Consider the following 25,535-nt stretch of genomic DNA (forward strand, 5'->3'; position numbering starts at 1 on the left):
CCGCCCCTTGAGTATTAAGAGGCGGGGTTCTTCGCACCCACGGTGGGTGCCGTCAGGTCAGTTGTCGAACTGAACCGTGTGGACTCCGTGGGGTGCGCCCCATTCGCCGCCGTTGGAGACTTCCTCATTGGAGACACCGACGGACATGGTCTCTCCTGTCGCGGTGTTCTTATAGGTCGAATAGATGGTCCCCGCGGCTCCGTCACCGCCTGTTCGAACCCAATGCTTCGCATCCTCGGCCCCGTGCTCGTTCAGGGCCTCGACAACCTCAGGCGTGGCGAATCCTTCGATCCGCTCCGTGTTGTCCGCGCCCCAGGCCCTGACGAGCTCATCGGCGTAGATGCTGGTGTCCGTCGGGTAATGGACCGACTGCGGTGAGGCGTCTGCGCTGGTGACTGCTGCGGGAGCCGCCAGTGCGGGGCCGCTTGCCAGTGCGATTCCGGAGACGCCGGCGACGGCTGCGATTGTCAGGGCTGCTGCGCGATTGCGAATGGTGGTCTTCATGATGTGGCTCCTTCTTCTTCGAGAGATGTCTCTTGCGAGTGATGTCTTCTGTGCCAGAGGCCACCGCACCGGTGACACATCAGCAACGCGGCCCAGTATTGCGTCCGCGCTTGAAGTCAGAACCATGGCGGCTGGGAGGACGCTCGGAGCGGGTAACGGCTTGGAGACGAGAAGTTTGCAGTCGTGCGGCAGCGGCAGAAATATGTCTGCGCAATGACAGCCACACGGCAACATCCATTGCCTGATAGCGCGGTCCGCTGCAGTTCACGTCTGAGTCGACCCGACCGTGACGAACGGTTATTGCCGAGCACTGTTTGCTACGTTTTCGACTGAACAGTGAAACCCGATCGTGATCGGACCTCGCCGAGGTGGCCCGACGTCGCCGTCGCACAGCTGCGTACCAGTTTTGCTGCGAGCAGTACTGCCGGGGCTAGCCGCGTAGGGACAAGGTCGTTGTTCGGTCGATTTCGGTACGCAGGCGCTCGGCCTGGGAAGCAGAGACCGTATTCCACGCCGTTGCCGACTGCTCACGGAGTCTCTCGGCAACATCGGTGACGATCTGCATCATCCGTTCGGCATCCACTCCTGCCGAGTGGGAGAACTTTCGCCAGTGTGCTGCGGTGACTGCCCGTGAATACCTTGCTCCGGAAATGCGCATGGCGAGCTGCTGATCGTACTGCGGATAGAGCGATACCGGAACTGCGTCGTACAACGGTGCGAACTCGATTCGTTCGGGGCGCAGGACGAGTGAGTAGTTCTTCACGTGAGCATCAGCGTTTCCGATGAGCGTGTTGAACACAAGCTGCCGGAGAAATGCTTCCTGGAGAGTGCGATCATCGGTGTCGTGGGCCTTGAGCAGATCGACGATCTGGATCGCCGTCGGATCGTACTTCGACCCCGGGGCGAGTCCGAGGGCCTGAGCTAGGTCTTCCGTGTGCACGCGACGTGCCAAGGGGGACCGGTCGGAGGGCACTCGGTCGAACCTTTCGATGAGGTACGCCGTCTGCCCCGAGGCAGTCAGGATTTCTGCAGGTGGCGCAGGCACGCCAATGCGATCAGCGAGTGCGAGCGTTGCCGCTTCGACTTCCTCCAGGCCCGGGAGGTCGGTGCGTGCGGGTTTGACGATGTGCGTCGACGGTACGGTTGCATTCGACCAGTACCAATCGGTCTCCACCTTCGCCAGAGTGAACTTTCCCTGCGTTCCGGCAAGTGAGAACCGTTCCACTGCGCCTTGCACTGTCCATGCATCCGAGTTGTCCTTGAGGGCGCGGATGCGGGCTGCGATGTCTCGCTCCAGAGCCGGGTTCAGCTCCGGGACTTCTGGCGCGGGCTCCTGGCCCTCGGGAAGGAGAACGAGTCCGCCGGCTACGTCGCCCCCGGCCGCCATGAGCAGGTCGATTGTGTCGAGAGAGCCGACCCCGTACACGTCGGCCATCCACCTGCGGGCACGCGGGTTGTCCGGCAAGAGGTTCTCTAGGAAACGGGTCGCTGCCAGCTTTGCCGTCCGGCCCTCACGCGGCAGAGACAGCGAGATCGGTGTGGCCGCATCGTCGTCGTAGGCGAAGTGGAGACGGCCGTTTTCTTCGATGAATGTCCCTGCATGCTGATGTTCCAGCCACGCCTCGAGCCTTCTCACGTCGATACCTCGAATGGGGGCAGCGCAGTAGGAGAGACATCAAGTGAACGCAATATGCTGCGCAGAGCGGCAGGTGAAGTGTATGTTCCACTCTTCTCCAGGGCTCGGATGACGTCGACCGTGGTGTCCGCCCGCACAGCCAGATCCGCCATCGAAAGCCCGCTGATCACCCGTTCACTCGCAACAATCTCCGCAAGATCGTCAGGCGACCTCAGATACTCTGGTGTCTTCCTCGCCAGAAGCTCGTTGATTTCCTGGTCCTTGCCCAGATGGGCAAGCGCCACGATCCGGTGGCCGAAATTCACTGGAATGCCGTTTCTGAGGACGGCGCCTCGCGGGAACCAGCGACGCAGCAGAAGAGCAGGGTCTGAAGAGGAACGCAGTGTTCGGAGCCGTTGGGCTGTGCGCGTCCGATCGTGGCCGCGAAGTCCGGCGAGCGATCGGTTGTGGAGCGCTTCGGTGAGTTGGCGTTGAGCCGTTGGCGCGAGCGGCCTCCCGCGCCCAGGTCGGGTTGCGACACCATCGACAACCCAGGCAGTTCCGACCTTCCGTGCAGGAAGCAAGCCACTGGCAGCCAGCGCCCTGGCTCTGCGCTCGGACACACCCAGCCGCTGTGCCGCCTCCCTTGTCTTCATGTCACAAATATACCGCAAACGTATTTGCGTATGCTGGATAACCTCGCCGAGGTGGCCCGCCGTCACCGTTGACCGCGCAGACCAGCACGTGGTCCGTCACGGCTCACTCCAAGGGCACTTCCCGTCGGCTCCGCTGTCCCCGCGTGAAGTAGACCGCGGCCAGGACCGTCGCGATGAAGAGCAGCCCGAGAGCTGCGACAAGGGCTGCCGTGAGCCCGAGCAGAGCGAGGAGCCCGCTGGTGGCCATGATGCCCAGGGCATTCGTGGTTCGCAGCAGTGCGAACATCTCCGCCCGACGCTCCTCCGGTGCAAGACTGTCGAGGGCGAGCAGATAGAAGGTGTCGAGCATCGGCAGGAACCAGCCGACGATGAGAGCCCCGGTAAGAGTCAGGGCAATGTGTCCGTCGATGAGGAGTAGGGAGAAGGCGAGGGTGGTGATGGCGAAGAACGAGGTGACTTTCCAGCGCCCGGGCATACGGTTGCGGATGCTCACCCACACCCCACCGAGGACCGAACCGATGCACATTGCCAAGGCGAATAGGAAGGCCCAGGCGGGGCTGAGCCCGAACGACAGTGCGAAGGACACCGCTCCCACCTCGATTCCGGCAATGGAAGCTCCAGTCGCACCGGAGGCGAACAGCCAGATCCAGACCGCACCCGGCACCGGAGCTCGCCGCCCCGAACCTGACACGGTTGCAGGTGCCGACCGGGCCTCGGGAATTGCAGGGATGAGCAGCATTGGCCCCGCGCCGAGGACGGTGACCACTGCCATCGCCGCGACAGGTGACCACGCCCCGAGCATGGATGCCAGGACCGGTGAGGTGGCGAAGGCGACCTCGTTGAGGGTGGCCGCGATTCCTAGGGTGCGTGGCATTCCCGAGGGTTCGACGAGGTGGTTGAGCAGTGTGCGCATGTACCCGTGGGCCGCACCGTTGACCAGGCCGGCCACGATGACGGCGACGACGAGGTAGCCGAAGGGTGCCGAGACCGCGGCCAGGATCGTCACCGCCAGCAGGCCAAGCGTCCGAAAGGCGATGAGTGTGCGCAGGTAGCCGACGCTGCCGAAGCGGTGCCCCAGGCGGGTGATGGGCACCGAGCCCAGTATCTGGGCCGCCGTCATCGCGAACACCAGGCCGGCACCCGATTCGGCGGATCCGGTCAGGGGCAGTGCGAGGAGGGCGAAGGCGATCGGTGCCGCTGCCTGCGGGACACCGAAGGTCCCGTACCCGATCTGCCAGCGCAGCACGTTGATGCGAGTTCGCGAAGAACCGCGCTCGCCCGGCGATGATTCAGCCTCTGGTTCCGTCATCAATCAGGCCCCGATGACCACACGGATGAAGTCGACCGGGTCCTCCTGGCCTGCCGTATACGAATATCCCTGGTCGGTCGAAATTCGAGTCGACGAACCCGCCGCCAGACTCAGGGACTCACCGCTGATCTCGACCACGAGCTCTCCGGACAGGACGTGAAGGATCTCCTCGGTCCCGGCACGGTCGGCTTCAGCCTGATAGGCCACGCTCGGCCCCAAGTGCCACCGCCACAATTCTGTCCCAGGAGTCGACGAGGCGCCGAGGATATACGCGGTGCTCTCGTGCGGACCTTCCCAGGCCAGTGTGTGTTGATCACCGGGATCCGTATGCGAGGTGCTGCCGAGGTTCGCAGACACCCTCAGGACTGATGGCGAGGCCGTCGGGCCGCCTGGACTAGACGTAGCAGGGTCGATCAGCGCCAGATCGGCGAAGGTCACGTCAAGTGCGTGGGCGATACGGTCGATGGTCGCCAGGCTCGGGTTCGCCTGGCCCAGCTCGATCTGAGTGAGCATTCGTCTGCTCAGCGCAGCCTCGTCGGCCAGCCGTTGAATGGTCCATTCCTGCGTCTTGCGAAGGCTGCGTACCCGGTGCCCGACGCGATCGAGGAAGGTCTGAATGCGTGGACTCTTCGTGGACATAATGAGCACTATACTGCACATCGCGAACCGTCATCGCGTCGTCCAATGGAGAGTCCAAAGGAGAAGACCGGCCCTGGACCTGCCGAAGCAGGTGAAACCGGTCTTGGCCGAAATCAGCGCAGCTCCTACTCCAGCACCCCGTCGACCAAGGTCCGCGCATCGTGCTGGACGGTCCGCAGATGGTCCTCGTCCTTCAGCGACTCGGCGTAGATCTTGTACACGTCCTCCGTGCCCGAGGGGCGCACGGCGAACCAGGCGTTCTCGGTCGTGACCTTGAGTCCGCCGATGGGTGCGTTGTTTCCCGGCGCCGAGGTCAGTGTTGAGGTCACCGGTTCACCGCCGACGGTCTTCGCCTTCACCTGGGAGGCATCGAGTGCCCCCAGTTTCGCCTTCTGCTCCCGGGTGGCCGGGGCATCCTGGCGGGCGTAGGCGCTGGTGCCGAAGTTCGCGGCCAGTCCCGCATAGCGCTGGGAGGGAGTCTGACCGGTCTTCGCGGTCATCTCCGCGGCCAGCAGGGCCATGATGATGCCGTCCTTGTCTGTTGACCAGACCTTGCCGTTGCGGCGCAGGAACGATGCGCCCGCAGATTCTTCGCCGCCGAAGGCCAGGGTTGAGTCGAGGAGTCCGGGGACGAACCACTTGAAGCCGACGGGGACCTCGAACAGTTTGCGGCCGTGGGCGGACACGATGCGGTCGACGATCGAGGAGGTGACCAGCGTCTTGCCGATGCCGGCGCTGGTGGACCATTCGGGTCGGTTGTCGAGCAGGTAGTCGATGGCGGTCGCCAGGTAGTGGTTGGGGTTCATCAGTCCGGCATCGGGGGTGACGATGCCGTGGCGATCGGCATCGGCGTCATTGCCGGTGGCGATGTCGAAGTCGTTGCGGGAGGCGATGAGCCCGGCCATGGCGTAGGGCGAGGAGCAGTCCATGCGGATGTTCTCGTCCCAGTCCAGGGTCATGAATGACCAGGTGGGGTCGATCTCGGGGTGGACGACGGTGAGGTTGAGGTCGAAGTCCTCGGCGATCGCGGCCCAGTAGTCGACGCTGGCTCCGCCCAGGGGGTCAGCACCGATGTGGATGTCGGAGCTGCGGATGACGTCGAGGTCGATGACCGACTCAAGGTCCTCGGTGTAGTTGGCGATGAAGTCGAAGTTCTCGGTGTTCTCCAGGTGGAAGGCCCGCTGGAAGCCGGTGCGTGGGATCTTCTCCCAGCCGGCCTCGAGGTAGGAGTTCGCGCGCTCGGCGATCCACGTCGTCGTCTCCGACCCGGCAGGGCCGCCGTGCGGTGGGTTGTACTTGATGCCGCCGTCGGAGGGCGGGTTGTGGCTGGGGGTCACGATGATGCCGTCGGCCTGCGCATCCGTTGTGGACTTGCCAGCATTGAAGCCGAGGATCGCGTGAGAGAGCACCGGTGTGGGCGTGAAGCCATCACGCTCATCGATGCGCGCGGGCACCTCCGCTGCGGCGAGGACCTCGAGGACGGTGAGGAAGGCGGGTTCGCTCAGGGCATGGGTGTCACGACCTAAGAAGATGGGCCCGTGGATGCCCTGCTTCTTCCGGAAGTCGACAATGGCGGCAGTGATCGCTGCAATGTGGGCTTCGTTGAATGCACGGTTGAAGCTCGAGCCGCGGTGTCCCGAGGTCCCGAAGCTCACGGCCTGCGCGGGCACGGAGGAATCGGGGACGAGATCGTAATAGGAATCAAGCAGTGCGGAGATATCGACGAGATCCCTGTCCTGGGCCAGCTGGCCGGCGCGAGTAGTCATAGTTCTACCTTGCCAAAGACCAGCCACCCCGCACAGTTGTGTCCACGGAGTTCCCGCATCGTGGACGGCGAGTGTCCATCGGGGGCGAGTATTCGCCGGTGCCATCTATCCAGGAACCGTTCAGGGGACTACGCTGACAGTAACGAGATATGGCAACAAAACCTGTTCTCGACGAGGAGATCACACGTGTTCGAAGGCGAACAGACACAGACCGAGCAGCGTGCCTTCACCGGCCAGTTGCCCGCTCCTTCTGCGACGTCCCGGACCCTCGCCGAGGCTCATCATCGTTACCGTGACCTCGACGAAGGCGAGATCGCCGACTACATCCCCATCCTCGCCGAGGCTGATCCGAGCTGGTTCGGCCTTAGCTTCACCGACACCACGGGCCGTGCCCATGAGGCCGGTGATGTGGAGGTGGCCTTTTCGATCCAGTCGATCTCGAAGGCCTTCGTCTTCGCCCTGGTCTGTCAGGCTCGCAGCCACGAGTTCGTCCACGAGCGTATCGGGGTCAACAACACTGGACTGCCGTTCAACTCTGTGATGGCCATCGAACTCAACGACGGACACCCGATGAATGCGATGGTCAATGCCGGAGCGATCGCCACCTCGGCGCTGGTGACCGGTGAGACTCCGGCCGAGAAGTGGGAGACCATTCGCACCGGACTCTCCCGGTTTGCCGGTCGGAGCCTTGAACTCGACGGGCGCGTGTATCGCTCCGAGATCGAGACCAATCAACGCAACAAGGCGCTCGCCCGATTGCTGGAGAGCTACGGACGAATCATCACGGACCCCTTGGACAGCGTCGACATCTACACCCGCCAGTGTTCGCTGTTGGTGAGCGCCCATGATCTCGCGGTCATGGGCGCGACACTGGCCGATGGGGGAGTGAACCCGGTGACCCGTGAACGCGTCGTCTCGGCTGAGGTCGCCCGGGACACGCTGGCTCTGCTGGCATCGTGCGGAATGTATGAGAACAGCGGAGAATGGCTCTTCGAGATCGGTCTGCCGGCGAAGTCCGGGGTCGCTGGCGGGATCGTGGCGATCGCTCCGGGCAAGGGCGCGCTCGGCACTTTCTCACCTCGACTCGACTCCGCCGGAAACAGTGTCCGCGGACAACGGGCCTGTTTCGATCTCTCTCGGGCTCTTGGCCTCAACCTCTTCGCTTCGTCTCCAGAACCGCCGCATCGTTAGCCGCAGCGCCGATAGTCGCACTCCGCCGATAGTCGCACTCGTTGCTAGTCGTACCCGCTGAAAGGAAATGCCGTGTCTGCCGCCAAGTCGTCGCCCGAAGCAGTTGAGGAGCGCACCTCGTGGACTCCCATGATCGGGCTCTTCCTCGCCCAGGTGCTCATGTCCTTCAACGTTGCGGCGCTTCCCATTTCGCTGGGCGGAATGGTCGAGGACTTCGGTGTGGCTCCCACCGTCGCCTCATCGACGATCGTCGTCTACGGTCTCGCGGTCGCAGCCCTGGTCATGACGGGCGCGAAGATGGGCCAGCGCATCGGCTGGGTGATCATCTTCCGGGTTGTGCTCATTGTCTTCGCCGGGTCGTCGCTGCTGATGATCTTCTCCCGCACCGTTGCCTGGGCTATCGGCGGGCAGATACTGGCCGGTGCTGCCGCCGCTATCATCGTGCCGGCGCTCGTGGCTCTCATCGCGGAGAACTACCGAGGAGCGCAGCAGGCAGCCGCTGTCGGCTCACTGGGTTCAGCACGTGCGTTTTCGGGAATGAGCGCCTTCCTCATCGGTGGCACGCTGGGCACACTGGTCGGGTGGCGACCGATCTTCTTCATCACCCTGGGTCTAGCTGTCATCGTCTTCGCCTTGAGTTTCAAACTGCGCTCGGACAAGGGTGACCCGACGATTCGCATCGACCTGGTCGCCTCGGCGCTCATCGGCGCTGCGATCGTGCTGCTGACAATGGGCTTCAACAATCTCAACGCCTGGGGCATCATCCGCGCCGAGGACGGAGCCCCGTTCTCCATCGCAGGCCTCTCCCCGGCACCGGTCTTCGTCATCATCGGAATCGTCCTCGGCCAGGCGTTCTTCATGTGGACGCGCAGGCGCATCGCCGGCGGGAAGGTGCCACTGGTCGACATCAGTGTGCTCGCCAGACCCACAGAGCGCGCCGCGGTGTACGCGATGTTCGTCGTCGTGGCGATGGAGGCCGCGGTGAACTTCACCGTCCCCACCTATATTCAAGTGGTGCAGGGCCGGACCCCGTTCGATACATCTTTGGCGATGCTGCCGTTCAACCTCACTGTGTTCGTCACCGCCACACTCATCGTCCGCTTCTACAAACGCTACGCACCACGAACGATCGCCCTGTTCTCATTCGGCCTGACGACTCTGGCCCTGGTGTGGCTGGCCTTCGTGGTCACGAACAACTGGGAGACTCTGCCGACGATCCTCGGCCTCATAGTCTTCGGCATCGGCCAAGGTGCTCTCGTCACCCTCGTCTTCAACGTCCTCGTCACTGCCGCACCCAAGCGCCTGGCAGGAGACGTCGGCTCAATCCGCGGCACCGCACAGAACCTTGCCTCGGCGGTGGGCACCGCGGTGATGGGAGGCGTGCTCGTGACCGTGCTGAGCGCGGGGATCATGAACGCCGTCGATGACCACGCAGGCCTGCCCGAAGGCATCGTCGCCCAAGTCGACCTCGACAACGTCAACTTCATCAGCAACGACGAACTCGAAGAGGTCCTCGCAGAGACGACGGCAACGCCGGATCAGATCGAACAGGCAGTCGAACTCAATGCCGAACAGCGCTTGCGCACACTGAAGATCGGCTTCCTCATCCTTGCCGGCATCAGTCTGGTCGCGGCACTTCCGGCCTCACGCCTACCCAAATACCGTCCCGACGAGATCCCGGACCCAGCGGGGTAACGCTCACCAGCACAGCTTCTCTTATACAAGGCAGTGAGTCCTGCAGGGACACAGGGCCGTTCTATGAGATTTCACGGCCCGATTTGTGGACTACCACGAGTAACATGCTACCGTCTTCTCTCGTGGTGATTTCCGCCACAAGGATCTTTCAGGAGAATTCTGTGACCGTCCCTGTTGGCGTAGGCGCCACCGCTGATGTCGAGCTGCCCGATGTCGAACCACTGCTGCGGACCGATACCGCGACTCGCGGCGCCTATACCTCCGATGCAAGCATCTTCCGACGTATCCCGCAGGCTGTGCTCGAACCCGACTCTGTCGACCAAATCAAGGCGGGGCTCGCTCTTGCCAGGGAACGCCAGTGGTCAGTGACAATGCGCGGCGGCGGCACATCGGTGGCCGGCAACGCAATCGGCGAGGGGCTGATCATCGATGTCTCGCGTCACTTCAACCGCGTCATCGACATCGACCCGCAGACGCTGACGGCTCGCATCGAACCCGGCGCGATCTGCGATGACCTTCGCGCAGCGACAGCACCCTACGGCCTTACCTACGGCCCCGACCCGTCGACTCACTCGCGCTGCAGCATCGGCGGAATGATCGCCAACAACGCCTGCGGCTCCCATTCGCTAGCGTGGGGAACAGCCGCCGACAACGTCGAAGAACTGACTATCTTGCGCGCCGATGGATCCACCGTCATCCTCCGCCGAGGCGGCACCTCCGACCCAGCGCTGGATGAGCAGCTGCGTACCCTTCGTGACAACCACCTCGGTGAGTTCCGGACGAAACTGTCACAGTTCCCCCGACAGGTCTCCGGATACGGACTGCACTACCTTCTGCAGGAGAACGGCTTCGACACGGCTAAGGCCTTCGCCGGATCCGAAGGCACCCTGGGCATCATCCTTGAAGCAGTCGTCCGCCTCGTCCCAATTCCCAAGCAGAAGGCACTGGCCGTACTGGCCTTTCCCACAGTCTTCGACGCAGCAGCTGCCGCCCCTCTGACGCGGTTGCCTGGCGTTGCGACCTCCGAAGGCATGGGTGGTGACCTGCTGGACACACTACGCATTTCCCAAGGCTCCGAAGCCGGGTCCAACCTCCCCGGTGCTGTGACCGACGAGAACGGCTCCCGCCCGGCCGGAGGGTGGCTGTTCTGTGAGACCACGGGTGAGACCCACGCCGAGGCGACTGGTCGTGCACAGGATCTGCTCGATCGATTCGCCGCACACCCGGATCACCCGACCATTGCATCCGTACTCGTCTCCGACCCGGGAGAGATGCGAGGACTGTGGCGCATTCGCGAATCCGCCGCCGGCCTGGTTACGAGGCTGCCCGACGGGGGAGAGGCCTGGCCGAACTGGGAAGACTCCGCCGTGCCACCAGAACGCCTGGCCGACTACCTGCGTGCTCTCTACGCACTCTTGGACCAGCACGGGCTCCGCGGCATTCCCTTCGGGCACTTCGGCGAAGGCTGTGTGCACCTGCGAATCTCCTTCACCCTGGGAACCGATGAGGGCAAGGCCGTCTTCCGTGCGTTCATGCAGGACGCCGCGAAACTCGTTGCCCGACACGGAGGTTCACTCTCCGGTGAGCACGGCGACGGTCGCGCCCGGTCCGAACTGCTACCGGTCATGTACACACCAGAGATCATGCGCTCCTTCGTCGAGGTCAAGTCGATCTTCGATCCCCAACGCCTGCTCAACCCCGGTGTGCTCATCGACGCCGATCAGATCGATTCGGGCATCCGGCCGGCACCAGGACAGCGCACTTTTGAGTTCCTGCCGGTCCATGACCTCAACCGCGATGGCGGGTCCCTGGTCAATGCCGTCAACCGCTGTGTGGGTGTGGGGCTGTGCCGGTCGGAGGAACACGCCATGTGCCCGTCCTTCCAGATCACCAAAGACGAGGTGCACTCCACTCGAGGTCGAGCCCGAGTGCTGTCCGAAATGTTCCGCGGCGAGCTCTATCCCGATGGCACCGACTCCGAAGAGGTTAAGGATGCCCTGGACCTTTGCCTGTCTTGTCATGCCTGCGCCGATGAGTGCCCGGTCAATGTGGACATGTCCAAGTACAAGACAGAGTTCCTCCACCAGCACTACAAGAAGAAACGCCGACCTATGGCGCACTATTCGATGGGCTGGCTGCCGCTGACCAGCCATTTCCTGCACCTCGTGCCGGGACTGGCTACCTTGGCCAACGCTGTCCTGTCGATCAAGCCGGTGGAGAAGATCGTCATGCGCCTAGGCGGTGTCGACACCAGCCGCTCAATGATCACCTTCGCCTCGCGCAGCTTCCAGTCGATTGCGAAGAAGCGGCGACAGAGACAGACGGCTGCCCGTGAAAGGGTGGTCCTGTGGCCGGACTCCTTCACCAACCACATGGACACACATGTAGCCGAGGACGCCTACGAGGTGCTCACCGCCATGGGCTACGAGGTTGTGGTGCCCAGCGGCTTCGTTTGCTGCGGACTCACCTGGCACTCCACCGGTCAGCTCACCGAAACGCAGCGCATCCTCAGAGGCACCTTCGATCGTCTGGAAGAGTGGATCGACGGGTCGACTCCCGTCGTTGTGCTCGAACCTTCGTGTGCGGCAATGCTGGCAGACGAAGCTCCACTCTTGATGACCGATGATCCCCGAGCGGCAACTCTGAGCCCTCAGATTCTAACGCTGGGAGACCTCGTCGAGCGCCGTGGCGAGAAGGCCGATGCAAACGAGGCGGCGTGGCCCTTCGCATCTCTCGACGTGCACGGTCTGTCCCAGGTGCACTGCCACGAACGTTCACGTCGTGCCCACGGAACGACCACCTCGGCGTTGGAGAGGATCGGCGTAGACGAATCCGCCATCGAAACCGGTTGTTGTGGTCTGGCAGGCAACTGGGGCTTCGAACCGGGCCACGGTGAGATGTCGCGTGAACTTGGCGAAAGGGAGTTGCTACCACGTGTTCGCGAACTTCCCGATTCTGACGCGGTGATTGCCGACGGCTTCTCCTGCCGCACGCAGATCCGCGAGGGCCTGGCTGGAAGTCAGCACGAAACGAAACGCGGAGTGCACACTGCGCAGCTGCTCCGGTCGGCACTGCGCCCACACATCTGATCTGATTCATCAAACTTATCCATCACCAGGAGTACACCTATGGGCATTCTCGCTCTCGCTGTGTTCATTGCGATCACAGTGGTCCTCAACGTCCCGTTCAAACGGCCCATTGCCGAGGCGCTGCTCGTCGCGCTGGTCGGCACCGCTGCGGTCGGTGGTTCACGATTCTTCGAGCTACTGAGCGCTGGCGTCGTCAGCGCGTTGGACAATGACGTCACATTCGCTGGAATGGCCTTTGTCTTCATGGGCGTCATCGTCAGTCAGACGGGCCTGATCGAGCGGCTGATCACCATCTTCAACTCGATCTTCGGCAGGCTGCGCGGCGGTGCAGCCTATGTATCCACAGCAGGCTCAGCGGCAATCGGCCTGGTCGCGGGGTCAACGGCAGGCAACGCTGCGACTGTTGGTGCGGTGACGATTCCGTGGATGAAGGAAAACGGCTGGACCTCCACTCGGGCTGCCACTCTTGTCGCGGGCAACTCGGGTCTCGGTGTATCTTTGCCGCCGAACTCCACCATGTTCATCGTCCTTGCTGCTATCCCGGCCACGCTCGGCGTCACCGGTGCCGACGTCTACGTCTCGCTCATGGTCGCCGGTGCTTACTGCGTGCTGTACCGGATGATCGTCGTCTGGTACTGGGCTCGCAAGGACGGGCTGAAGCCAGCGAAGGCATCGCACATCCTCTCCTTCGGTAATGCTCTGAAAGATGGTTGGTCCTCCACACTGATCTTCCTCGGGATCCTTATCCCCGTGGTCCTGACCTTCGGGCCGCTCTTCGATTGGCTCTCCGCCGAGGCACGAATCGGCGAAGGGCCCATGGGAGAGGTCTCCATCATCGTGTGGGTGCCGATCCTGATCTCGATCATCGCGCTCGTTGAAGGACGCCACCGTCTGGCCGGCCGGTGGTCGCAGGTCGGTGATGCACTTCGCAAGGAAGCACCACAGTTCGCCACGGTCGGCATTTCTTTGTTCGCAGCGCTGGCGGCCTCGACCATCATGTCCGAGCTCGGCGTGGGTGAGCAGCTGACCTCGGCGCTGGGTGCCGTCGACCTGCCTGTGCCGCTGCTGGTGCTCATCATCTGCATCGTCGCAGTCATCGTTGCCACCCCGCTGTCCTCAACGGCTACTGCGGCTGCGATTGGTGCTCCGGCGGTCATCGCCATGGATGCGATGGGCATTCCTCCCGTTGTGGCAGTGTGCGCGATGCTGGTGTGCACGTCCACCGAAGGCGCCTCCCCGCCGGTGGGTGCTCCCATCTATCTGGCTTCGAGCATGGCGAAGGTGGAACCGCGCAAAATGTTCGTTCCGCTCATCGTCTGGTTCGTGGCACCGGTCATCGCCATCGCCTGGGCTATCGCCATGGGCTTCCTCCCAATTCCAAGTTGACCCACCACTTTCAGATTTGAAGGAGACATCATGAAGAAGGCTGTTCTCGGACTGTTCTGGTTCTCGCTGGCCGCATTCCTGCTACTCGGAGTGGGAATTGTGGGTGGTCAGCTCATCGGAGTGCTAACCGGCCAAGGAGCAATCGTCGCCGGTGCTGCGTCCCTGCTCAACTGGCCTGCGTTCTCGCTGGCCACAGTCTGTTCGCTGGCTGCATTCGCGCTGGGCTATTTCCCCTCGGAGAAGCAGCCTGCACATGGGGAATGACCGGCCGATGGTGCACGGCACCTGACGGGTGCCCGCTCCCGGCTAGCCGCTGCTCGTCTCGCCGAAATACCCTGCGGTCAATTGGTCCCACAGTGTCGTTGCGTCACGTTCATCACCTGATCGGCTGAGGGCCTGTTGAACCAGCAGTCTTCCGGTGGCCGCGAGGTGCCGATCCATGGCATCTCGCGCCGCTTTCGTATCTCCGCCGAGGACGGCAACGATGATGGGTTCGTGTTCCTTGGAGATGTCTTCAAGTGTGCGAAGGCCCTGGGACGTCGAGGCCCCGAGCATGCGGGTGGAGACGCGGAGTTTGTTGACCATTTCGCGGGCCCGGTCCATGCCCGCTGCGTCCAGGATCACTGCGTGCAGATCCTGGTCGCGATCGAAGAAATCCTTCTCATTGGAGTCCGCGGCGGCAGTGTCCATCGCCTGGCGCAGCTCGGTGATGCGATCAGCCTGATCATCCGTTTTTGACTGGGCGGCCCTTCCCGCGGCTGGGATCTCTAGGGCTGCACGGATCGAGAAGATCTGAGCGACATCCTCCGGCGTGGTCGGCACCAGCTGGAAGCCACGGTTCTTGGCGAAGCGGATCACTCCGATCTCTTCGAGGCGCAGCAGTGCGTCGCGCACAGGGGAGCGAGATATCTCCAATTCATCGGCGAGGCGGTAGACGCTGTACCACTCGCCGGGAGCCATGCTTCCCTCGACGATCGAGGTACGGACGTGTTCCATGACTGAGTCGGTCATCGACCCCCGGGCGTTGGGACGATTGTCGGGAGTCGGTAGCATGTCACCACCTTATCGGAGAGAGCTTCGCAATCTGCTTCCCTCGTCAAGCCGACTAACGGCTGAGATGGTGATGGCGAGTTCCTCTGCCAGTTCTTCCACAATCAGTGGACCGGATCCTTCCAACAGGGAACCGGAGGCGGCGCGACGTACTGCCAACCTTCAAGCTGAGGCCGGTCACCTCTAAATGATCGGCAACATCTCGGACTTCGTAGTCTTCTGGAATCGGGGTCGACATGTTCGCACCTCCATGCCTCAAGTGTAGCGATGAAGCGCATGAGACGGAAGAGCTTCAGGTGATACTTCGCGGATAGGGAAGCAGTCCTTACTTCACCCACGGCTCCTGGCCGTTCTCTGACACGATCGGCTTCCCGTGGTCGAGGTTCCAGGACCCCATGCCGCCTTCGACGTTGATGGCGTCGAAGCCGTTGTTGCTCAGCCAGGCCACGGCGCGGTGGGAGCGGCCGCCGGTGCGGCAGATGATGTACATGTCGTCATCGAGGGGGAGATCGTCGAGTCTGGTGGGCAGTTCGCCCAGCGGCACGTGCAGTGCGCCGTCGATGTGGCCGGCCTCCCACTCGTCGTCCTCGCGGACGTCGATGATGGCGGCACCTTCGGGGATCTCTGTCACGGAGACTGATTCTTCATCCATGCCCACAGTCTAAACACGGACCCCGCGGCCTGCATCCACCCGTAAGTCACCGCCCAATGTCTCCTCGCCGTTGCCCTCTTGTGATGTCCCACTCCGCGCTATAGGTTCAACACAGAGCGGCACATCGCAGTGCCCACAACTGAAGGACACTCGCATGTCATTCCAGGCCTACCTCGACACCATCGAAGAAAAGACCGGACTCACTCCGCGCGAGTTCATCGACAAAGCTAAGTCCCGCGGCTATGACGACCCGTCGGTGAAGGCAGGAGTCATCCTCGACTGGCTCAAGACCGACTACGAGCTTGGCCGCGGCCACGGCATGGCCCTCGTCCATGTCATCAAGAAGGGTCCGCAGATCGACGGTAAGCACGTCGGCACCACAGGCAGCCACAGCGACGAGTCCGATCTCCTCTGGCTCGACGGCAAAGCGACCAAACCTGCCTAGCACTTCCGTCCAACGCAACCACCGGGGCATAGCATGAAGGCATGGCAAAGACGATCGTCATCATCGGTGCAGGGCTGGCCGGAACCACCGCCGCCCGGGAGCTCAGCGAACGCGGTCAGGCGGTCACACTCGTCGATCCGGCCGCGGGGGAGACCAGCGAACGGCCCCCACTGTCGAAGCACCTCTTCGACGACTCCAGGTACCACCTGCCCTTCCATCTCGAGGCAAGTGACCTCATCACCTTCGTCCGTGACAAGGCCACAGAGATCACCCTCGCCGAGGTGGCCGACCAGTCCCAGCAGGCCGGCACCGTTCACCTGGCGTCGGGGGAGACCCTGGACTTCACCCACTGCATTCTCGCCACAGGCATGGAGGCGAACCGACCGGAGATCCCCGGATATCCCGATGCCCTGCCCGTGTACAACCTGACCGAAGCTGAATGGATCCGAAAGTTCGTCGCCGAATCCGATGGACCATTGAACGTCGGAGTACTCGGCTCCGGTTACCTCGGCATGGAGGTCGCGACTTCGGCGGTCGCTGCCGGACATGAGGCCACCGTCTATCTGCGCGGTGACGAACCACTGCGGAAACAGCTCTCAGCACACGTGCGCACGGCACTGTTTGAAAAGCACAAAGACGCCGGTGTGAAGTTCGTGGCCCACACCAGCAGCCCGGACGACATCCCGGCAGATACTCACAACCTGTTCGTCACCAGCGTCGGAGCTCGCCCGGCTCTGATTCCCATCGATGGCGTTCGACCCGCCGAGGCGTGGGAGGTGAATGAGAAATTGGCAACATCTCACGCCGGAGTCTGGGCTGCGGGTGATTGCGCACTCATCACCGACGGAGCCTTCGCCCTCGACCACCCGTGGGCATGTGAGCCCGTGGCTGAGAGCCACGGCAAGTACCTTGCCGAACTGCTCAGTGCCGACGACGGGGACACCGACGAACCCTGGTCAGATATCCCGTGGCACTGGAGCTTCCAGGGACCGGAAAAAGTCTTCACTGCAGGCCTGACCAGCCCCGATGCGACAGATACGATCATCAGGCACGACCCCAGCGGGAAGAAATTCCAGGTCTTCCACTTTGATGAATCAGCCCCAGACGCACAGCTCATCGGAGTCGAGACGCTCAACTGGCCTCCTCTGCAAGCCGCGGCTCGTCGCGTACTAGCGGGTAATAACATTCCGACGAGGGCTCAGATCGAGGACCCTGACTTCGACTTCAAGGCTCATAGCCGACTGTGAGAATCGGCTACCCTCATCACGTAGACTTCCTGATGTTCGCCCCAGTCGCCGACGAGAGAAACTTCTGTACATGGATATGGCTAAGCTAGCTGAGGAGCATGGGCTCGAAAGAGTCGGCGGGCGGCCATCACTGCCCGAGTACATCAAGCAGCTGATCACTCGCAGCGACTTCACCTTCACTCTGGCCAAGTACAAGATGCAGAGTGAGAACGAACGCAACCGCCTCGGCATGCTCTGGGTGCTGTTGCGTCCAGCGTTCTCAGCACTCATCTACGGCACGGTATTCGGCCTCATCATGCAAGGCGCCACCGCGCGCCCGGCCGATTTCGCCCCCTTCGTCGTCATCGGCGTCTTCGTCCTCGAATTCTTCAACACCTCGATGAACGGCGGTGCGAAGTCGATCATCACGAACGCATCCCTTGTGCAGTCCTTGCCGTTCCCGCGCATCGTTCTGCCTATTGCAACTGTGTTCCAGAATCTGCTCAACTTCATCCCCACCTTCATATTCATGGCCATTCTGGTCATCCTCTTTGGTGCTCGGCCTGACTGGGACTGGTTCCTCTTCATTCCATTGGTGATCTTGTTCTGGATCTTCAACCAGGGTGTGGCATTCATCTTCGCGCGCGCCACGGTCCACTTCCGTGACCTCTCCCAGGTCACCCCGTTCATTTCGCGGATGATCTTCTACACATCGGGCGTCTTCTTCGACCTGAAGGTCATGGTCGACAAGATCAATCCAGACCTGCAGCCCTTCGCCGATTGGCAGCCACTGAACAATGTGCTGTCAATCGCTCGCGGCATCCTCATGAAGGACGGAGTCATTCCCTACGACTACTTCTGGCACCTTGCCATCTGGGCTTTCGGTATTTTCATCATCGGCTTCGTCTTCTTCTGGCAGGCCGAGGAAAGGTTCGGTCGCGATGAGTGAGACGGAAGAACCGGAAACTTTCGACACAGGCAGTATGCCCGACGTGACGAGGAACAACCCGCCCGTCGTGGTCTGCGACAACGTCCACGTCCGTTACAAGACCTTGGCTACGGGCAAGAAGCTCAAGCTCGGCAGCAAAGACGTGATGACGAAGCGGCGCGGTCTCCGAGAGGTTCATGCCCTCAAAGGCGTCAGCTTCGTCGCCCACAAAAACGAATCCATCGGAATCATCGGCAGCAACGGCTCCGGAAAATCCACCCTCATGCGGTCGATCACGGGCCTGACACCCACCTCGGAGGGTGCGATCTACGCGACCTCGAGGCCGAACCTCCTCGGCGTCGGCGCAGCGTTGATTCCCGACCTCTCCGGTGCGCGCAACATCGTTCTCGGCTCCCTGGCTCTCGGGCTCACCCGCGCCGAGGTGGAGGAGAGGTTCGACGATATCGTCGAGTTCACCGGACTGAGCGATTTCATCGATCTGCCGATGCGAACGTATTCCTCGGGCATGTCCCAGAGGCTGAAGTTCGCCATCGCGACCTCTGTCCAGCACGAGATCCTCATCGTCGATGAGGCGCTCAACGTCGGTGACAAGAAGTTCCGTGACCGGTCCGAGGGCCGAATCCGTGCGATCCGAGAGAACGCCGGTACGGTCTTCCTCGTCTCGCACTCGATGCGCACGATCAGAGACACCTGCAACCGTGCGCTGTGGATCGAGCAGGGTGTCCTGCGCGCAGACGGACCGGCTCTCGAGGTCATCAGGGAATACCAGGCGTTCACAAAGGCGCAGAAGGACTGACTTTAGTGTGAATGCAGGTGGGCGCCCGGTTCCTTGAACCGGGCGCCCACCTGTATCTATTGCGCAGTTGCACCCCTCAGCTCCACACACCCCGAGTGTCATGCACGATCATCTGTGCCAACAACGTCCGGTCCAGGCGGACGAACTCGTTGTGATCGACGAGCAGCAGCACGATGTCGGCGGCGCGGACGGCCTCGTTCATCTCCGTCAACGTGACGTTTTCTCTCGCGTCCAGCTCGGACGGCAGTTCCTCGATATTGGGTTCAACTGCCATGATGTTCGCCTGCGGAAGTTCGTCTGCCAGCCGTCCCACGATCTGCCGGGCAGGACTCTCACGTAGGTCGTCGATGTTGGGCTTGAAGGCCAGCCCGAGCGCTGCGATCTGTACATCGTTGATGCGCTTGGCCTGGGGGAGGAGCTTGTCGAGGACGAACCCCGGCTTCGCATCATTGACTTCGCGAGCGGTCCTAGTCAATGAAGAACGCTCCGGATCGGTTGCCACGATGAACCACGGGTCGACGGCGATGCAGTGACCACCGACTCCGGGCCCCGGCTGCAGGATGTTCACGCGCGGGTGGTGGTTGGCGAGACGAATGAGTTCCCAGACGTTGATGTCGAGGCCATCGGAAATCATCGACAGCTCATTCGCAAAGGCGATGTTGACGTCGCGGTAGGCGTTCTCTGTCAGCTTCGCCATCTCGGCCGTGCGAGCATCGGTCATGAGGAACTCGCCCTCACAGAAAAGCTCGTAGAGTTCACGCGCTCGCTCGCCAGCTTCACCGTTGAGGGTGCCGACGATGCGGTCATTGGTGCGCAGCTCGATCATGATGCGGCCTGGGAGGACGCGTTCAGGGCAGTGGGCGAAGTAGATCGAATGCGCGCTGCCGGGCTTGAGCGTGAGGTCCGGACGAGCGGCGAGGACCGTCTCGGCGAGGAACTCGGTTGCACCGGGAGGCGAGGTCGATTCGAGGATGATGAGCTCATTGCCTTCGAGCAGCGGTGCGATCTGCTTGCCCGCTGTCTCGATGTAGGACAGATCCGGCTTCTTACCATCGGTGAACGGCGTCGGGACGGCGACGATGTAGTTGTCCGCGTGCGGAGTCTCGGTGGTCGCCTGGAGGTATCCCTGGGAGACGACGCCGGCAACAGTTGTCGCCATATCGGGCTCGACGAATGGCACCTGGCCGGCGTTGATGACGTCGACGGCATTCTGGTTGATATCCACCCCCACAACATCCGCACCGGAGCTGGCGAGGACCGCGGCAGTCGGCAGACCGATGTAGCCGAGCCCGATCACTGCGACCGAGGGGCGGTTATTGAGAGCGATGGCGTTCATGGATGGTGCTCCAAACTGTTGCTGAACAGATTCTGATGCTACCCGAATCGCAGAATGGGCAACTACATCAGAATGGTCGACGGAAAGGCACTTAGTGTGGCGATCCGGACAATAGTGAGTGAACGAGCGGCGAAGGGTCGATAATCGGTGCACGATTGTGCCGCAAACGTGATGGGATAATGGGGATGATTCGTCCGCGTTCTATGCGGTGCCCCAGTTCTCTTGACCAGGAGTGCTTTTGACCCCCACAGTCCTCACTGTCTTCGGCACCAGGCCGGAAGCCATCAAGGTGGCCCCTCTCATTCGGACCATCGAGGCCAGCAGCTCCTTGCGCTCTCGCACTCTAGTCACCGCCCAGCACAGGGAGATGCTTGACCAGGTCAACGACCTCTTCGGCATCGTGCCCGACACGGACCTCAACATCATGGCCAAGGGCCAGACGCTCAACGGCATCGCCTCCCGAGTCATCGCTGAACTCGACTCCGTCCTGGCAGAGAACGCGCCAGATGCCGTCCTCGTCCAGGGTGACACGACGACCGTGATGGGAGCCTCGATCGCGGCGTTCAACCGCGGCATCCCCGTCATCCATCTCGAGGCAGGTCTGCGCTCGGGCAATCTCCACAGCCCCTTCCCCGAGGAGGCGAATCGCAAGCTGACAAGCCAGCTCTCAGCACTCCACCTCGCCCCGACCCCTCGTTCGCGCGATAACCTTCTTGCCGAGGGCATCAGCCCCGCCGACGTCGTCGTCACCGGCAACACCGTCATCGATGCACTCCACCTCGCCGTGGACATGAACGTGGCCCCGACAGACCCGATCGTCGCGGACTTTGTGGCCGCCGACCGGCCGAAGCTGCTGGTCACCACGCACCGTCGGGAGAATCTGGGTTCGGCGATGGAGAACATCGGCGATGCCCTGGCAGAGCTTGCAGAGGCGCGGCCCGACCTCCTCATCCTCCTGCCCGCCCACCGCAACCCGCTTGTGCGCGAAGCTGTGCTTCCGCGGGTTGAGAAGTTCGACAACGTCCTCATCACGGAGCCGCTGTCTTATGGCGAGTTCACCACGGTCATGGCCTCTTCCGACGTGGTCCTCACGGACTCCGGCGGCATTCAGGAAGAGGCACCGAGCCTCGGCAAGCCCGTCCTCGTCATGCGCGAGAACACCGAACGACCCGAAGCCGTCGACGCAGGTTCCGTCAAGCTCGTCGGAACCGACAAGGACCTCATCATCGCCGAGGTGGCCCGACTCTTCGATGATTCGCTGGCCTACGATTCCATGGCCAAAGCAGTCAACCCCTACGGTGACGGTCGTGGGGCAGCACGCTCCGTGGCCGCGATCGAGGCACTGTTGGGAGTCGGGGACCGCACCGACGAGTTCTCCCCAGCAGCCGTCTTCGCCGGCTGACGGGCTAGACAATGGCAGTTGAGGCGCGCACAGTCCTTGTCACTCGTATGGGTGTCGGAATTTTCGACCCCGTCTGGTGGAGAACCCGGCTCGGGCTCTTCAACAGCATCACCGCCGCCAGCGTCGCGCACATGGGGGAGCGGGACCTGATCTGGGCGATCCTGGTCGATTCAGATCTTCCGTCGAACATCCTCGGCGATATTCATGACGTCTTCGATGCCCACGGTCTGTCGGATCGGGTGCGGTTCCGCTTTGTTCCTGATCACTCTCGGCTCAGCGATACCGTCCGTGAAGCGATACGGGCAGAGGCGCACCCCCGTCGTCGCGTTCACGCGCAGATGCTCGATGACGACGACGCGATCTCCGCTCGCCTCCATGATGCGCACCTCGGGGTGTTCGAACCGGACGCCAACGGTGCGCAGGTTGCGACCACGCCTCGAGGATTGGGCATCGACGCGCCACGGGGAAACTGCGGTGAACTCGTCTATCCCAGCCACGTGCCGAATTCCTCGTTCTTCGGCTTCGCTGATGAGGTCGGCGATCTCATGCTGTCCTCGCACCGTAAGTGGCTGCGAACGGCTGCCCAACGAGGCGGTCTTGCCCACAGCGTCGAATCGCCAACCGACGACTGGCTCTATCTCTACCACCGGCAGGGTGACGGGGAGTACGAGTCCCGTATCGCTCAATTCGGCGATGCAATGCGTGCTCTCGAGCAGGCGGACCTTGACCCGTTCGGGATCGACCTCGGTGCGTTCATAGCCAGCGTGCGCGATCATGAGTCGACCCCAGCGACGATGGGCCTGACTTGGCGGCGCACCCAACCCCAGCAGTACGAGCTGCTTGATCTGCGGAAACGGACGCAGGTGGTGAAGGAGAAGTGCATTCGGATCAATTCCGACATCTTCGGCGACTCCGAGCCGTTCTTCTATGCACGTTCCCCATTGCCGGGGAAGCGCATGAAACCCGGTCGCAACGAGTTCTTCGGAGTCGGCACTCCAGGGACCCGAATCGAGCTCTGGGTCAGGGGCAGCAAGGACTTCAAGCAGATGGGTACAGCCGTATGCGACGCCGATGACGGCTCGTGGTCAATCGAGCAGGGCTTTCGCGCTTCCCGGTGGGGCATCGAACTGCGGCAGTTCGACGGTGACAATGCAGTGAATACGCTCTCTTACACTCTGCGCGTGGTCTGAGGCCGCTGGCCGGGGAGAGCACCCTCGATGACCTCTTCGAGGATCTGCCCGAGCTGGCCACGCGGTGGGGGAACGTGCCCCTCGCCGGCGTCGACGAGCAGTGAAGAGACACGATGGTCCTGTGGCAGGGCATCCATGAACGGCGCATAGTGGTTGTCCATGTGATCGGCATCGCCAGAGTTCTGCACATAGACCACCTGATTGTCGACCGGCTCCTGATAGAGCTCACGCACATCAGTGCAGATCGACAGCTCATCGAGGGCCCTTCCATCCCAAGCATAGCTGAGATATCGGTTGACGATCGCGGGCACGTACGCTCCGATCATCGTCTGCGGGTTGACCGGGACAGCGATGGAGCCGGGGAACTTCGTGGCATAGAACAGTGAGGCGAATCCGCCTCCGGAGGCACCGAAGAAGATGAGACGCTGCTCGGGCCGGATGAACCTGGAAATGATCGCAGCCAGTTCATCCTGCAACGCCGGCTGATGCTTGTTGCCGGCGTACCAGCCGAGTTTCAGCCGCTGGTCGACATAGAGGGAGGGGTCGCTGATGAAAAGACGGTTCGCCTTGAGGTGTTCGGAGAAGGTGGCTCCTGAGAATAACGGATACCGTTTGACCACCTTCGTGATCGCGGGATGGAAGAACACAACAGTCGTGTCAAAGCCTCTGTCATCGAAGCGCAGATCGACCGGCATTCCGCCGACTGTGAAGGAGTAGGTGCTCGAATCCGCCGAGGTTGGGCCATCGAAGGAACCAACGGAATCGAACTCATGATGCCCCTGCTTCGGCACCGATCGCATCGACAGTGCACTGCGAACGCGGTCCCGATCACTCGGCGCCGCGGTGTTCAGGAGCGCCCGTGACTCATCGAAGAATCCCGAGGCCACGAGGTGGTCCATGAGCCGTACCCTCAGCTGCGAAGTTGTCCGAGGGGTTCCGCGGAACCGCAGGACCCGCGAGAAGGCACGAATGGAGCTCTGCGCGGACAGCAGAGCAGCTGATTCAGTGCGGAAAGCTTCGACGAGCTCGGCTCGATGAGTGCTCAGTGCCGGTGAGTCGTAGAGATCGAGCAAGCCCACCGCCGAGGCGACAGCGGCCACATCATCAACTGTTCCCAACACCAGGTCCTCAGCAGGACCCGCGTCGAGGAGTTCACCGCCTCCTGCGGTGATGAGCGCGTACCGACCCGAATAGTTGGGTGTGGCGATGACAGGGTTGAGGCCCTCCGACCTCTCAGGTGACAGGCACTCCAGAAGGCTGGGAACAGCGGCCGTTGACTCAGCCAGCAGAATCGGCACGACGGGCAGCAACCGGATGATCGGGAGGATGGAGCGCAGAGTGCGCAGAGACTCGTCTGCGCTCCCGACCTTGATCGTCAGCACGTCGTGATGGATGCCGACAGGCTCGCTGTCTAACCTCGTGATCAGATCGGAGAGCCAACCAGTCGTGGACTCGTGATTGTCCTCCGCAATCTGGACCTGACCGTCATCGTTGATTCCCAGAGAAAACCGGCTGCGCGCGGAAGCGAGGGCGGAGGTATTAGCTGTCGGTGGCATCAGCCTGAGCTCGGTCAATCGACGTCGCTGCCACGGTTTTGCCCCGGCCGATAGAGCATGGTCTGCGAGGAATCGGGCCGCCTCTGTATGCCCTCTGGTGCTGAGCACGAGAGACACAAAGCGGGCGCGGTTGGGCGATCCCTCGAGAGCCGCGCAGCGGAACAGGATTCGGCATGCGAGATTCGACCATGCGACTTCGCTGAGTTCTCCGGAGATCTTCTGCGCAAGGATGCTGAAGTCGGTTTCGGGCTCGGCCAGGAGAGCGCTCGACCTCTCAATGGCTGCAAGCAATGAAGCATGCGAGGTCTGCGGGTCCTGAGCCAACTGAGTGGGGTCACTCATGCGCTGGGACCAGTTCGTTCAGAAGTGTGTTGATTTCTGTGATGGTTGTCGGCTTCGGCAAAGGGGTATGTCCTGCGGTGGGGTCGACGTAGACGGAGATGTCGATTCGTGGTTGCGCGCTCGCTGCCCCGGCTCCAACTGCAGAGACGAGCGCCGGCAGCTGTTTGTCGGCATCGTTGTCGCTGGCGGCATTGACGAAGTATCGGGTGCGGGGAGTGTTCTCAAACTCGGAGAAGGCTCGCGCCGCCGATGTTCGGTCAGGGTGGTTCTGTGCGATCACCGCCGGTTCTTGGCCTTCGTAGGTGTTCTGACAGATCGTCTCCACGTTCTGCGGTTCATAGAGCGTCCAATCGATCTGGGCGTTATTCACCAGTGCACGGGACCCGATGTCGCGGGCGGCGATCTGGAGAGCCTGAAAGCCGCCTGCGCTGCTGCCGAAGTACACCCGCTTGGACGAGGGTATTCCCAATGCGGTGGCCACAGAGAAAGCCGTCTGCGCCATCGCTGGGATCGCATACGCGCCGACGTGCCCCTGCCCCCACCCGATGGAGATCTGATTATCGGAGCGAAGTGTCGGATCGGCGAGAAAGAGGACATCAGAGTTGATGTCATGAACCCAGGTGCTGCGTTGGAAGACCTCGGCCGGGTTCTTCGCCCTCTTTCGGCGAACAGCACCATTGAACGCAATCAGCAGGGTGCCGGTGGATTCGGAACGGCACCACAGCATAGCGGGCACTGAGA

At 62.2% G+C, this 25,535-nt stretch carries 22 protein-coding genes and 1 pseudogene; 11 read left to right on the forward strand and 12 right to left on the reverse strand.

Going from position 1 to position 25,535, the window contains the following annotated elements; all coding sequences use genetic code 11:
* Positions 1-57: 57 nt before the first annotated feature.
* From LQ788_RS02985 to pgm, 7 genes and pseudogenes are all read right to left on the reverse strand, one after another.
* Positions 58-504: a hypothetical protein gene (locus tag LQ788_RS02985; protein WP_231445141.1), complete on the reverse strand. Its 447-nt coding sequence runs from the start codon at positions 502-504 to the stop codon at positions 58-60.
* Positions 505-934: 430 nt separating this feature from the next.
* Positions 935-2,140, reverse strand: coding sequence for a HipA domain-containing protein (locus LQ788_RS02990; protein WP_231445143.1), 1,206 nt, complete (start codon positions 2,138-2,140; stop codon positions 935-937).
* Positions 2,137-2,445 carry a helix-turn-helix domain-containing protein gene (locus tag LQ788_RS02995; RefSeq protein WP_231445145.1) on the reverse strand — a complete coding sequence of 103 codons (309 nt, stop codon included), beginning with the start codon at positions 2,443-2,445 and terminating at the stop codon, positions 2,137-2,139. The genes LQ788_RS02990 and LQ788_RS02995 overlap by 4 nt, the downstream gene beginning before the upstream one ends.
* Positions 2,446-2,673: 228 nt before the next feature.
* Positions 2,674-2,775: pseudogene (locus LQ788_RS19910) on the reverse strand (helix-turn-helix domain-containing protein); the annotation flags it as partial.
* A gap of 103 nt (positions 2,776-2,878) precedes the next feature.
* Entirely contained in the window at positions 2,879-4,084 is a 1,206-nt protein-coding gene (locus LQ788_RS03000) for an MFS transporter (protein ID WP_231445146.1), read from the reverse strand.
* 3 nt (positions 4,085-4,087) lie between these two features.
* Positions 4,088-4,723, reverse strand: coding sequence for a helix-turn-helix domain-containing protein (locus LQ788_RS03005; protein ID WP_231445148.1), 636 nt, complete (start codon positions 4,721-4,723; stop codon positions 4,088-4,090).
* A gap of 125 nt (positions 4,724-4,848) precedes the next feature.
* The gene (gene pgm, locus LQ788_RS03010; protein ID WP_231445150.1) at positions 4,849-6,489 is read right to left on the reverse strand and encodes a phosphoglucomutase (alpha-D-glucose-1,6-bisphosphate-dependent); all 1,641 of its coding nucleotides are present in this window, start codon (positions 6,487-6,489) and stop codon (positions 4,849-4,851) included.
* Positions 6,490-6,675: 186 nt separating this feature from the next.
* Here pgm and glsA point away from each other — a divergent pair, with 186 nt between their 5' ends.
* The 5 genes from glsA (at position 6,676) to LQ788_RS03035 (ending at position 14,114) form a co-directional block, all read left to right on the forward strand.
* A complete protein-coding gene (gene glsA, locus LQ788_RS03015; protein ID WP_394801325.1) occupies positions 6,676-7,680 on the forward strand; it encodes a glutaminase A in 1,005 nt (334 codons plus the stop codon).
* Between the two features lie 72 nt (positions 7,681-7,752).
* Positions 7,753-9,375 carry an MFS transporter gene (locus LQ788_RS03020; RefSeq protein WP_231445151.1) on the forward strand — a complete coding sequence of 541 codons (1,623 nt, stop codon included), beginning with the start codon at positions 7,753-7,755 and terminating at the stop codon, positions 9,373-9,375.
* 161 nt (positions 9,376-9,536) lie between these two features.
* The gene (locus tag LQ788_RS03025) at positions 9,537-12,464 is read left to right on the forward strand and encodes an FAD-binding and (Fe-S)-binding domain-containing protein (protein WP_231445153.1); all 2,928 of its coding nucleotides are present in this window, start codon (positions 9,537-9,539) and stop codon (positions 12,462-12,464) included.
* 39 nt (positions 12,465-12,503) lie between these two features.
* Positions 12,504-13,850: a TRAP transporter large permease subunit gene (locus tag LQ788_RS03030; RefSeq protein ID WP_231445155.1), complete on the forward strand. Its 1,347-nt coding sequence runs from the start codon at positions 12,504-12,506 to the stop codon at positions 13,848-13,850.
* 30 nt (positions 13,851-13,880) lie between these two features.
* The gene (locus tag LQ788_RS03035) at positions 13,881-14,114 is read left to right on the forward strand and encodes a hypothetical protein (protein ID WP_231445157.1); all 234 of its coding nucleotides are present in this window, start codon (positions 13,881-13,883) and stop codon (positions 14,112-14,114) included.
* A 42-nt stretch (positions 14,115-14,156) separates the two neighbouring features.
* On the opposite strand, the gene LQ788_RS03040 is transcribed toward LQ788_RS03035, so the two are convergent.
* Together LQ788_RS03040 and LQ788_RS03045 are read right to left on the reverse strand one after the other, a co-directional pair.
* A complete protein-coding gene (locus tag LQ788_RS03040; RefSeq protein WP_231445159.1) occupies positions 14,157-14,903 on the reverse strand; it encodes a GntR family transcriptional regulator in 747 nt (248 codons plus the stop codon).
* Positions 14,904-15,225: 322 nt separating this feature from the next.
* Entirely contained in the window at positions 15,226-15,552 is a 327-nt protein-coding gene (locus tag LQ788_RS03045) for a rhodanese-like domain-containing protein (protein ID WP_231445160.1), read from the reverse strand.
* A gap of 154 nt (positions 15,553-15,706) precedes the next feature.
* Between LQ788_RS03045 and LQ788_RS03050 the strand changes: the two genes are divergently transcribed.
* The 4 genes from LQ788_RS03050 (at position 15,707) to LQ788_RS03065 (ending at position 18,968) form a co-directional block, all read left to right on the forward strand.
* Positions 15,707-15,997: a DUF4287 domain-containing protein gene (locus LQ788_RS03050; protein WP_231445163.1), complete on the forward strand. Its 291-nt coding sequence runs from the start codon at positions 15,707-15,709 to the stop codon at positions 15,995-15,997.
* 41 nt (positions 15,998-16,038) lie between these two features.
* Positions 16,039-17,244, forward strand: a complete 1,206-nt coding sequence (locus LQ788_RS03055; protein WP_231445164.1) for an FAD-dependent oxidoreductase — start codon at positions 16,039-16,041, stop codon at positions 17,242-17,244.
* 70 nt (positions 17,245-17,314) lie between these two features.
* A complete protein-coding gene (locus LQ788_RS03060; protein WP_231445165.1) occupies positions 17,315-18,172 on the forward strand; it encodes an ABC transporter permease in 858 nt (285 codons plus the stop codon).
* Positions 18,165-18,968 carry an ABC transporter ATP-binding protein gene (locus LQ788_RS03065; protein WP_231445167.1) on the forward strand — a complete coding sequence of 268 codons (804 nt, stop codon included), beginning with the start codon at positions 18,165-18,167 and terminating at the stop codon, positions 18,966-18,968. The genes LQ788_RS03060 and LQ788_RS03065 overlap by 8 nt, the downstream gene beginning before the upstream one ends.
* Positions 18,969-19,044: 76 nt before the next feature.
* Here the strand turns inward: LQ788_RS03065 and wecC are convergent, their stop codons facing one another.
* On the reverse strand, positions 19,045-20,304 hold the full coding sequence (gene wecC / locus LQ788_RS03070) for a UDP-N-acetyl-D-mannosamine dehydrogenase (protein WP_231445168.1): 1,260 nt from the start codon (positions 20,302-20,304) through the stop codon (positions 19,045-19,047).
* A 238-nt stretch (positions 20,305-20,542) separates the two neighbouring features.
* Here wecC and wecB point away from each other — a divergent pair, with 238 nt between their 5' ends.
* Together wecB and LQ788_RS03080 are read left to right on the forward strand one after the other, a co-directional pair.
* Complete coding sequence (gene wecB / locus LQ788_RS03075) at positions 20,543-21,706, forward strand: non-hydrolyzing UDP-N-acetylglucosamine 2-epimerase (protein WP_231445170.1); 1,164 nt, start codon at positions 20,543-20,545, stop codon at positions 21,704-21,706.
* Between the two features lie 11 nt (positions 21,707-21,717).
* On the forward strand, positions 21,718-22,896 hold the full coding sequence (locus LQ788_RS03080; RefSeq protein WP_231445172.1) for a glycosyltransferase: 1,179 nt from the start codon (positions 21,718-21,720) through the stop codon (positions 22,894-22,896).
* Here LQ788_RS03080 and LQ788_RS03085 read toward each other — a convergent pair.
* Together LQ788_RS03085 and LQ788_RS03090 are read right to left on the reverse strand one after the other, a co-directional pair.
* Positions 22,875-24,794 carry a hypothetical protein gene (locus LQ788_RS03085; protein WP_231445174.1) on the reverse strand — a complete coding sequence of 640 codons (1,920 nt, stop codon included), beginning with the start codon at positions 24,792-24,794 and terminating at the stop codon, positions 22,875-22,877. The genes LQ788_RS03080 and LQ788_RS03085 overlap by 22 nt on opposite strands.
* Entirely contained in the window at positions 24,787-25,530 is a 744-nt protein-coding gene (locus LQ788_RS03090; protein ID WP_231445176.1) for a hypothetical protein, read from the reverse strand. The genes LQ788_RS03085 and LQ788_RS03090 overlap by 8 nt, the downstream gene beginning before the upstream one ends.
* Positions 25,531-25,535: the final 5 nt, after the last annotated feature.

It is taken from the genome of Brevibacterium zhoupengii, assembly GCF_021117425.1.
GTDB lineage: Bacteria > Actinomycetota > Actinomycetes > Actinomycetales > Brevibacteriaceae > Brevibacterium > Brevibacterium zhoupengii.